This is a genomic window from Mycoplasmopsis felis (assembly GCF_034647055.2).
Classification (GTDB): Bacteria; Bacillota_I; Bacilli_A; order Mycoplasmatales; family Metamycoplasmataceae; genus Mycoplasmopsis; species Mycoplasmopsis felis.
The window spans coordinates 793,088-804,317 of record NZ_CP141047.2 but is presented as its reverse complement, the minus strand read 5'-3'; the positions used below and the strand labels follow the sequence as shown (position 1 = coordinate 804,317).

Annotated in this window: 10 protein-coding genes; all 10 read left to right on the top strand. The window is 26.5% G+C overall.

Annotated elements, in window-relative coordinates; genetic code table 4:
• The first annotated feature begins 1 nt into the window (after window position 1).
• The 10 genes from RRG59_RS03505 (at window position 2) to rplD (ending at window position 11,228) form a co-directional block, all read left to right on the top strand.
• Window positions 2–1,522, top strand: a complete 1,521-nt coding sequence (locus RRG59_RS03505; RefSeq protein ID WP_161553235.1) for an MSC_0619 family F1-like ATPase alpha subunit — start codon at window positions 2–4, stop codon at window positions 1,520–1,522.
• The gene (locus tag RRG59_RS03500) at window positions 1,522–2,901 is read left to right on the top strand and encodes an MSC_0618 family F1-like ATPase beta subunit (RefSeq protein ID WP_322902164.1); all 1,380 of its coding nucleotides are present in this window, start codon (window positions 1,522–1,524) and stop codon (window positions 2,899–2,901) included. The genes RRG59_RS03505 and RRG59_RS03500 overlap by 1 nt, the downstream gene beginning before the upstream one ends.
• Window positions 2,902–2,987: 86 nt before the next feature.
• Window positions 2,988–5,078 (top strand): PTS fructose transporter subunit IIABC, encoded by a 2,091-nt coding sequence (locus RRG59_RS03495; RefSeq protein WP_322902162.1) that lies wholly within the window; start codon window positions 2,988–2,990, stop codon window positions 5,076–5,078.
• On the top strand, window positions 5,079–5,996 hold the full coding sequence (locus RRG59_RS03490) for a 1-phosphofructokinase (protein WP_036429941.1): 918 nt from the start codon (window positions 5,079–5,081) through the stop codon (window positions 5,994–5,996). It begins immediately after the preceding gene.
• Between the two features lie 80 nt (window positions 5,997–6,076).
• A complete protein-coding gene (locus RRG59_RS03485; protein WP_322902160.1) occupies window positions 6,077–7,741 on the top strand; it encodes a ribonuclease J in 1,665 nt (554 codons plus the stop codon).
• Window position 7,742: 1 nt separating this feature from the next.
• The gene (locus RRG59_RS03480; RefSeq protein WP_322902158.1) at window positions 7,743–8,768 is read left to right on the top strand and encodes a hypothetical protein; all 1,026 of its coding nucleotides are present in this window, start codon (window positions 7,743–7,745) and stop codon (window positions 8,766–8,768) included.
• Window positions 8,769–8,789: 21 nt separating this feature from the next.
• On the top strand, window positions 8,790–9,128 hold the full coding sequence (locus RRG59_RS03475) for a thioredoxin family protein (RefSeq protein WP_036429934.1): 339 nt from the start codon (window positions 8,790–8,792) through the stop codon (window positions 9,126–9,128).
• 191 nt (window positions 9,129–9,319) lie between these two features.
• Complete coding sequence (gene rpsJ / locus RRG59_RS03470) at window positions 9,320–9,625, top strand: 30S ribosomal protein S10 (protein WP_036429932.1); 306 nt, start codon at window positions 9,320–9,322, stop codon at window positions 9,623–9,625.
• 26 nt (window positions 9,626–9,651) lie between these two features.
• Window positions 9,652–10,446, top strand: coding sequence for a 50S ribosomal protein L3 (gene rplC, locus RRG59_RS03465; protein WP_322875424.1), 795 nt, complete (start codon window positions 9,652–9,654; stop codon window positions 10,444–10,446).
• Between the two features lie 2 nt (window positions 10,447–10,448).
• The gene (gene rplD, locus RRG59_RS03460; RefSeq protein WP_322902156.1) at window positions 10,449–11,228 is read left to right on the top strand and encodes a 50S ribosomal protein L4; all 780 of its coding nucleotides are present in this window, start codon (window positions 10,449–10,451) and stop codon (window positions 11,226–11,228) included.
• Window positions 11,229–11,230 lie beyond the last annotated feature (2 nt).

Genomic DNA, 11,230 nt, shown 5'->3' with positions numbered 1-11,230 from the left:
TATGAAAAACCCAAAAATTACATCGATTTTTGATTACATAGTTGAAGTAACTGGTGAATTTCCTTATAAGCAAAGACAATTTTATACATTAAAAGGAAATTCTAATGTTAAATTAATGTTAATTAATGCATCAAAAGAAAAAGCTTTCTTGATTGCTAACACAAAAACTGATGAATTAAAAATTAATACAGAAATCATTTTAGAAAATGATAATGCCAGAGTAGATACATTTGAAAACTTCTTTGGTAAAGTTATTGATATAGAAGGAAACGTAATTTTACCAACAAAAGAAAATTTTGAAAAAACAGAAGCATCTGGAGCTAAAATTTTTGAACTTGCTCATGATTTAACAACTGTTAAAACATTAAATGAACAATTATTTACTGGAATAGTTGCAATTGACTTATTAATTCCAATTGGTAAAGGTCAACGTGAATTAATCATAGGTGATCGTCAAACAGGGAAAACTCATATTGCTTTAAATACAATCATCAACCAAGCAAGAAATGGTGTTAAATGTATTTATGTAGCTATTGGTCAAAAAAGAGAAGCAATCTCAAGAATCTATAATACATTAAAAGAATATAATGCATTAGAAAATACTATTATAATAGATGCTCCATCAACAAGTGCATATGAACAATACTTAGCACCATACATTGGTATGGCTCATGCAGAAAACATTTCAAATTTTGAAGATGTTTTAATAGTATTTGATGATTTAACAAAACATGCTAATATCATTCGTGAAATTGCTTTATTAACTGATAGACCAGTTGGTAAAGAAGCTATGCCTGGAGATACCTTCTTCTCACATTCTCAATTGCTAGAACGTTCAGGTTCTTTTGTTGGTAGAAAAACAATTACAGCTTTACCTATTTTACAAACAGTAGATGGAGATATTACTTCATTAATTTCTTCAAATATTATTTCAATTACAGATGGTCAAATTGTTACAAGTGCTGACTTATTTTCTCAAGGTGTTTTACCAGCTATAAATATTAATTTATCTGTATCTAGAACTGGTTCATCAGTTCAAAGTAGATTAGTAACAAAAGTAGCTGCAGAAATAGGGAAAATTTATAAAGGATATAAACGCCACTTAAAATTAGCTTTATTAGATTATGATTTTAACAAAGAAACATCATTATTACTTTACAAAGGTAAAATGATTGATAAAATGTTTAACCAAAAAGGTTTCTCACTTTATTCACAAAAATTTGTCTTATTTATGTCAAAATTGATTTCATGAACAATTTTAAAAGGTATTAAAAACGAACAAAAAGCACTAGAATTTCTAGATGTATTAATTGAAGTTAACGAAGAAGCAAAAAGAGCATATGAGATTATAATGAGTGGCGAAAACTATGATGATGAATTAGTTAAAGCTTATTTTGCTAACGCATTAAAACAATACTCAGATTACTTAAATTTAGGTTGAGAAGTAGAAACAGAACATGAATTTGTTTCATTTGAAGAAGCAGAATTAATGAAAATTGCTAGTGAATTAGGAGATATGTAATGTACGGAAAAATTATTAATTTATGATCTGATGTTATAGAAATAGAATTTGATAAATCAAATCTACCTGAAGTTAATCATTTACTAACCTTACATAATGATCAAACTTACTTATTAGTAAAAAGAGTTTTAGATGAAACAACAGTTAGAGCAATTATTATTTATAATTCTGAAGAAATTTCAATTAATGATCAAGTAAAGAACACTAAAAAAAGTTTTATGGTTCCAGTAGGTTTAGAATCTAGAAATAATATGTACTCATTCAAAGGTATACCACTTTTAGACGATAGAGAAACTAAACCAAAATATGTTGAAATGAATTCAACAATTAATCAAAATAGATTTTTAAATAGTGAAATAGAAATAGTTGAAACAGGAATTAAAGCAATAGACTTCTTTATCCCAATTATTAAAGGTTATAAACTAGGTATTTTTGGTGGTGCTGGAGTTGGTAAAACTGTTTTAATGAAAGAAATTATTTTTAATGTTAATAAACAAAGTGTTAATACTTCTAACATTTTCATAGGTTCTGGTGAACGTTCTCGTGAAGCTATAGAACTTTTAAATGAATTAGAAGGATCAAACTTAATGGATCGTTCAGCTATGTATATTTCAAAAATGAATGAATCTCCTGGTGCCCGTATGTCTATTGTTCCAATTGGTGTAACAGCAGCAGAATACTTAAGAGATCAAGAAAAACAAGATGTTTTATTATTCATCGATAATATTTATCGTTTCGTACAAGCTGAAAATGAAACAAGTGCTTCATTAGGTAAAAAACCATCAGTTGGTGGATATCAATCAACTTTAGAATCAGATGTTGCAAACATAGAAGATAGATTATATAAAAATGAAAATGGTTCAATTACTTCATTCCAAACAATGTTCCTACCAATGGATGATTTATCAGACCCATCAGCTGTAGCTGTGTTTAACCACTTAGACGGTTCACTTGTTCTATCTAGAGCACAATCTGCTAAAAATATTTTCCCAGCTTTTGACCCATTAGCATCACAATCAAATTCAGTTGATGAAAAAATACTTGGTAAAAAACACTTTGATGCCATCATAGAAACAAAAAGAATTTTAAAAGCATATAAAGATTTAGAAGATGTTATTTTAATTTTAGGTTTTGATGAACTTGATGAAGAGAGTAAAATAACTGTTAAAAAAGCTTTACAACTTGAAAACTTCTTTACCCAAAACTTCTTTATGACAGAACACTTTACAAAATCTCCGGGACAATATGTTTCTTTAGAAGATACTGTAGATAGTGTTATTAGAATTTTAGAAGGTAAATACATCAAACAAAGTCCAGAAATTTTCCAATATGTAGGTTCTAATTTTGAAATTCCTACAGATGAAGAATTAGGTTTATAAAAATCACTTTTGTGATTTTTATTTTTCTTAAAATTCATTAAATTTTGATAATATAAATATACAAAATATTTTAAAGAAAGGATTGTATGAAAATATCAAGTTTATTTAGTGAAAATACTTTTTATTTAAAAAAAGATTTTGCTTCAAAAAAAGACGCTTTAAACTTTTTTTGCCAAGATTTACATTTAAATAAATATGTATCAGATTCTCAAAAAGCAAATACACTTTTTTGAGAAAGAGAAAATCAATCATCAACAGGTATTGGTTCTCAAATAGCAATGCCACATATTGGTGATGATATTGTGTTAAAAAACACACTATTTTTTGCAAGAGTTAACAACTTAGATTGAAATTCATTAGATGGTCAAAATGTTAAATATATTTTTGGTATTGTTTTATCAAAAACAGACCGTGGAACATCACACATGAAAATAATGCAAAATTTATCAACTTTACTAATTAATAATGAATTTATTAATGAATTAGATAAAGTATCTAATTACAATGAATTCATAACATTAATTAATAAGTATGAAAAACAATTAATTAGTAATGAAGTTAATTCAGGTAAAGAAAATAGTTATGACGTTGTTGCAGTAACAGCTTGTCCTACCGGTATAGCTCACACATTTATGGCTAAAGACAAATTATATCAAGAAGCTCAAGATATGGGAATTTCAATTAAAGTTGAAACTCAAGGAGCAGAAGGTATTGAAAATAAACTAACAGAACAAGAAATTAAAAATGCAAAAGGTGTTATTTTAGCAGTAGATAGAGAAATTGAAAAATCAAGATTTGCGAATGCAGAGAATGTTTTAGAAATTTCAACTCAAAAAGCTATTCATAACCCTGGAGAGCAAATTAGAAAAGTTTTAAATAAAGAAGGAACAAAATTACAAGTTTCTTCATCTTCAGAAAAAACAAACGAAGATTCACAAATGTCATTTAATGGTTTTGGTAAAAAAATGTACAGATCATTAATGTCAGGCATTTCCCATATGCTACCATTTATTATTTTTGGTGGTATATTAATAGCACTTGGATTTATCATTGATATGATAATAGGTGCATCAAACGGAGTAGACCTAAATAATAGTTATTTCCTAAGTAATTTTGGATTTAATTTTGGAGCATCTAAAATAATTTTTAATATAGGTAAAATAGCTCTAGGTTTAGCTGTTCCTGTGTTATCTGCTTACATTGCTTTTTCATTAATTGGAAGACAAGGTTTATTACCTGGTTTCGTTGTTGGTGGTATAGCGAGTGGTCAATTATCACATACATATGGATTTTTATCTAAAACAATAGAAAGTTCTGGTATTTCTAACCCAGAGAAATTCTTAGGTACAGGATCAGGATTTATAGGAGGAATTTTAGGAGCATTTTTTGCTGCTGCTATGGTTATTGTATTTTCTAAATATATTTTTGGAAAATTACCGAAAACCCTGAGCGGAGTAAAAAATATTTTATTCATTCCAGTTTTAGGAACAATAACAATCGCAATAACATTCTGATTCGTTAATATAGCTTTAATATTCATTAATTTAGGACTAGTTTTATTCTTACAATTATTTGAAGGTAAACCATATCTAGCTTGATTGTTAGGATTGATTTTAGGATTAATGATGGCCTCAGATTTAGGTGGACCAATCAATAAAGCTGCATATATTTTTGGAACATTGACTATAGCTAATGGAGCAAGTACAGTATCAATGGCAGCTGTAATGATTTCAGGTATGGTTCCACCTCTTGGGATTTCAGTATCTATGTTTATTTCAAGAAAACTATGATCAAAAGAAGAAAGAGAATCAGGGAAAATCTCAAATATCTTATTTGGACTTTCATTTATTTCTGAAGGTGCAATCCCATATACAAGTAAAAATCCAAAAGTTTTAATTCCTGCAAACTTAGTAGGCGGAGCAGTAGCAGGATTGGTATCTGCTGTTCTTGGTGTTAATATAGTTGCTCCTCATGGCGGTATATTTGTTATTTTCTTAGCAAGAACTACACTATTTGCAGATTTAGGGACATCAATTGGTTTAGGAATTTTATTCTTTATTACTGCTTTATTAGTGGGGGCATGTGCTCAAGCAGTAACAATATATTTAATTACTTTCTTAAATAAAAAATACCCAAATCTTTTTCAATTTAAAAAGAGAAGAAAGTTAAGAAGTTAAATGATTTATACATTAACTTTATCTCCTTCAATAGATCTATTTATAAGTTCTGATAATTTTGAATTAAACAGCGTTAATAGATATAGTGATTTTGAATTATTACCAGGTGGCAAAGGTTTAAATGCATCTATAATGCTCAAAAGACATGGTTTTGATAACATAGCTTTAACACTGTTTGATAATGAAACACATAAATTATTATCAAATTTCTTTAACAAAGAAAATCTAAATGTTCATAATATTAATTATCATGATAAGACAAGAATTAATATTAAATATTATGGAAAACAGAATAATTTTGAATTGAATGGTCCTAGAACTAATTTGAATAATAACGAGTTTCAAGAAGTTATTGATCAAATAAGCAAACTAAATAAAAATGATGTTTTAATGTTAATGGGGATTGGAAATGAAGAACAATTGTTTGAAATCCTTAATATAGTATCAAAAAATAATGTGAAGTTAATTTTAGATATAGAAAGTTCTAAATTCATTGATTTATTAAAATTTAAACCTTTTTTAATTAAACCTAATGTTAATGAATTAAAACAAATTTTTAATTACAAACAAGAAGTATCTCAAGAATGAATCGTTAAATCAATGTTATTATTACAAGAATATGGTGCTTTAAATATTATTGTTTCAGATGGTTCAAATGGTTCTTATTTATTAACTTCAAATAAGGAATTATATCAATCTAAAATTAAAGAAAAGGTTAACTTAGTATCAGCTACAGGAGCTGGTGATACATTAATTTCTATTTTTAGTGCTGAATATATTAAAACAAGTAATCCAATAGATTCCTTTCAAAAAGCTACAGCAAGTTCAATCGGAACAGTAACTGTATCATGATTAGGAAATTCAAGTTTAACAGAACAATATTTAAATAATGTCGATATAAAAAAACTAAATATCTAAATGGTTATTTAGTTTTTTTATATGTTATAATTAAAAAATATTTATAAACAATTTTTATATATTAATAACTAGGAGTTTTAATGGAAAAAGTCAATATTTTTGCATTAGGTGGTCAAGATGAAAATGGTAAAAATTGTTATGTTTTAGATTACGATGATTCATTATATATAGTCAATGCAGGTGTGAAAATTCCGATTAATATGAGTAACGGAGTTGATACTTTAATTCCTGATTTTTCTTTTTTAGAAAAAAATAAAAACAAGATTCAAGGAGTTTTTATTACAGACATTAAAAACGAAACTTTTTCTGCACTACCTTGATTAATAATGAAAGTTCCTAATATAACAATTTATACTTCTTTTTTAAATAAACAAATAATTAATGAACGTCTAAGTAAATACAACATTAAATCACAATCATATAAAGTTCAATCAATAACAAAAAGAGAAAAAATTGGGAACCTCTATGTTCAACCTTTTTCTTTACCAGGAACTGCTCCAGGTAATTTAGGTTTTGATTTTATTACTCCAAATGGTGACTATGTATTTATGATGAATTATTCTGAAGGCGATTTAGGTATTTTTGGAAAAGCATGATTTATACATTTACCAAAATTATTTAATAAACGTAAAATAAATGCTTTAATAACTGATGCTGGTAAATCTAAACAACCAACTAGGTCAATTGATCGTTATTTTATTCCTAAATCAATTAATAAAGTATTTCAACAAACAAATAAGAATAACAAAATCATAGTTGGTGCTTATTCTGAAGATATGGTTAATTTGCATCAAATACTAGAATTAGCAACAAAGTATAATCGTCCTGTTATTCCTTATGGTAAAGCTTATTCGGACTTATTATTTCTAACAAAACAAATTCAAGAAAAATTAAATCCTGAGTTTAAATATCCTGTAATTCAAGACCATAAGTCTATTTCTAAATATGACAACGCTGTTGTTCTTGTTACTGGTTCTGTTGAAAGACTATATCAAAGATTTTTAAGAATTAGTCAAAATGAAGACTTGCATTTAAAAATATCAAGAAATGATGCAGTTATAATGATGGCACCACCAGTTAATGGTTTGGAATCTCTTGCAGCAATTACCTTAGATGAAATAGCAAAAAAAACAAGAAATATAACAGAAATCCTTGAAAGTGAATTATTTATATGTAGACCAACAAGATTGGATATATATAATTTAACTAAAGTCTTAAAACCAAGTGTTTTAATCCCTGTTCAAGGACTATATAGATATTTAGTTGATGCTATATCTTACATTGAACAAGATAAAGAATTAAGTAAAACAGTTAAATCTATTATTTTACAAAATGGAAAAATTGCACATTTTGCAAATGGTAAACTATTAAGTCAAAATGGTAAAATAAAAGAAGTTGGAGATACTATTATTGATGGATTTGGTGTGGGTGATATTTCTACTGAAGTACTAGCTGAACGTGAAGTTCTAGGTAGAGACGGAGTAGTTATAATTAATTCACTATATAGTCCTATAACCAAACAAATAGTAGGGCAATTACATATTAATTATATTGGTGTTATTGACCAAAATGAACAAGAACAAATAAATAAACTTATAAAAGATTCGTTGATTAATATAATTGATTCTAATGAATTTAATACAATGCGTGAAATGAATGAAAAAGTGCGTAAAACCATAAGAAAAAAAATTTTTAAACTAACTGATAAAGATCCAATGGTTGCATTTACATTGACTATGGTATAAAATGAAACAAAGACAACTTCTAAATAAATTAAATATAAAATTTATCGAAAACGAACCAGTAAATAATGAAACTATAACAATTAATACTAATTTATCATTATTAATTTCTAGTTGATTTATTTATTTAGTTAGTTTAATATTTAATATCTTATTTTTAATTAATTTGTTACCACAATGAATGAATTATATTTATATTTATACATATGGTTTGATATTTGGTAATTCTATATACATATTCTTTTTAATGTTTGGTATTTTTTTAGTTTTTCAATTAGTTAATAAATTATTTATTAATAAATGTTATTCTTTTGGTTCGAGATTAATAAAACTTAGGTGATGAGACTTTGAAAGAGAATTGAATAAAATGTTAATTAAAATATCAATTATTTTGAGTATTTGATTGTATATTGTTTTTTATTTTATTCAAAAAAGGAACTTCTTTGAATATGATTGAAATAATTATTTATACAATTTATTTACTAAAGGCTGATGAAATAATTTTATTGATATCAATAAAATTGAAACAAATCATTTAAATGTTTTTTTAACAACTGGTTTTATTATTGATTTTCTTTATAATGTATTGAGTATGTTAACAATTTTATTTCCATTGTTAATTTCTATAATCTTAATAATAATAATTATTTTAAAAATAACTAATTTTAAGATTAAATATAAAATAAAAAAAATGAATATATATGATTTCGAATCCTTAATAAAAAATAAATTTAATTCATTGAAAATTATCTTAACAGATGATCTTGATACTTATTTAAAATTTTTAATTCATAGTTGCAATTACTTTAAAATTAATTATTTGGAATTACCATTTTTAAAATTAAACAAATTAATTCTTAATAAAATAAAAGATGAAGTAATTTTGAGTTGCATAAATTCATATATAAATTCAAATAATACTACTGATGAAGAACATCAAATTAATTTAAATCAAGAAGAAACTTTTAATTCACAAGAAAACAGAGAACAAAGAGATAATATAGAAATACTAGATGAAATGTTTAAATAATAATAAATATAAGAGGTATATATGTTTAATCAGATGTTATGAAAAGATGCAGAAGAACACATAAATAAAAAACAAAAAACACAATTAACTTTTTTAATTTTTACTACTGAATGATGTGGTGATTGTAAAATGATGTTACCAACATTTAATAACATAGCAAAGAAATATGAAAATCAAAAAATAGAATTTATACAAGTTGATGCAGAGGAAGCAAAGTTATTTAGAAATCCATTAACTAAATGAAAAGTTTTAAAGGCTCCAACTATGATGTTATTATCAGGTGATCAAATACTAGAAAAAGCATATGAATATGTTCCTGAGGAAGTGCTATCTAGCTGAATAGATGATAGGATTTCGTAAGTTGATACACCGGAATTAGTTGTTAAAAATAAAATACAGAATTTTCGTTTTCTGTATTTTATTTTTACTATATAATTTAAAGGCAACTATAACTATGAACTATAAGGTTGCTAATTATAAATAAGTTGTCAATATAATTAGGTTTTTATAGGGAGTTATGTTCAACAAAAAGAACAAAGGAGACAACAATAATGAGTAAATTAAATATTAAAGTAAAAGGTTTTGACCATTCTTTAGTAGATTTAGCAGCAAAAAAAATCTTTTTAGCAGCTAAAGAAGAAAAAGCTAAAGTTAGTGGACCTATTCCTCTTCCAACAAAAAGAGATGAAGTAACAATTTTAAGATCAGTTCACGTTAACAAAACAAGTCGTGAACAATTTGAAAGCAGAACACACCAAAGATTAGTTGTTATTAACAGTGCATCTGCTCAATTAACAGACAAAATTAATAGACTTGAATTACCAGTAGGTGTTGCAATTCAAGTAAAAGTAAAATAATTATATTTAATTTTTAAGGAGATAATATGAAAGGAATCTTAGGACGTAAAGTTGGTATGACTCAAATATTTACTGAAACAGGTGCTATTATGCCAGTTACAGTAATAGAAGTTCAACCAAATGTTGTATCAAAAGTTTTAACAAATGATAAAAATGGTTATGTAGCTACTCAACTTGCTGTTTTTGACAAAAAAACAAATAGAGCAAATAAACCTGAAACTGGTCATTTTAAAAAAGCAAATACAACACCTAAGCGCTTCGTAAAAGAAGTTCGTAATATGTCAGGTTATGAACTTGGACAAATTATAACTGCTGATATATTTAAATCAGGAGAACTTGTAGATGTTACAGGAACATCTAAAGGTAAAGGATTTGCAGGAACCATTAAAAGACACAACCAAACCATTGGACCTAAATCACATGGTGGAGGTGGAGGTTCTCAACCTATTAGACAAACTGGTTCACTTGGAGATATTTCAGGTAACAGAGTTTTCAAAGGAATGACAATGCCAGGGCATTTAGGTCATGTGAAAACAACTGTTCAAAATTTAGAAGTAGTTAAAGTAGATTTAGTTAATAATTTACTTCTAATAAAAGGTTCAATTCCCGGACCAAAAAAATCATTTGTAGTTGTTAAGAAAGCTGTTAAAGGTTTACCAGACCACAAAGAAGTTAAATTAGTTGATATTGAAGAAGTTAGATTAATGAATGAATTAATTGAACATGCTAAAAAATATAATATTGAAGTTACAGTTGGAATGAACTCAACTGAATTAAAAGCTTTAATCCAAGAAGCAGAAGCAAAAGAAGGAGATAAATAATTATGGCTGAAACAAAAGTTAAAAAAACTACAACAGCTGCAAAAACAACTAAAGCAGCTACAACTAAAACAACAGCTACTAAGAAAACCCCTGCAAAAACAACTAAAGCAGCTACAACTAAAACAACAACTACTAAAAAAGAACAACCAAAATCAGTTAAAGTAACAGTGAAAAAAGAAAAAGTTCAAAAAGAAGTTTTCAAAGCAGATTTACCTAAAAAATTATTTGCTTCAGAAAAAATATATGAGCAAGCAATCTTTGATTCTATTCTTTCTGAAAGAGCTTCAAGAAGACAAGGTACACACCAAGTTAAAAACCGTGCTGAAGTAAGTGGAAGTGGTAAAAAACCATGAAGACAAAAAGGAACAGGTAGAGCTCGTCATAGTTCAACACGTTCACCAATTTGAGTGGGTGGTGGTAGAGCATTCGGTCCTCAATCAAACAAGAACTATTCATTAAAAGTAAATAAAAAAGTAAAGCAAGCTGCTTTTATATCTGCTTTAACATTATTAGCTAAAGATAATGCAGTTATTCTTAATGATTTAGAGTTAAAAAACATTAAAACTAAAGATTTATTAAACAAGTTAGTTGAATTAAAAGTAAATCATTTAAAACGTATTTTAGTTGTAACAGAAAATACAGTAGTATTTAAGTCTGCTAAAAACCTACCAAATGTTTCTACTTCAAAAGCTAATTCATTAATGGTTGAAGAATTAATTGGCGCTGATGTAATGATTATTTCTAACGAAAGTTTAAAATTATTAGAAAGTAGAGCAAAATAATT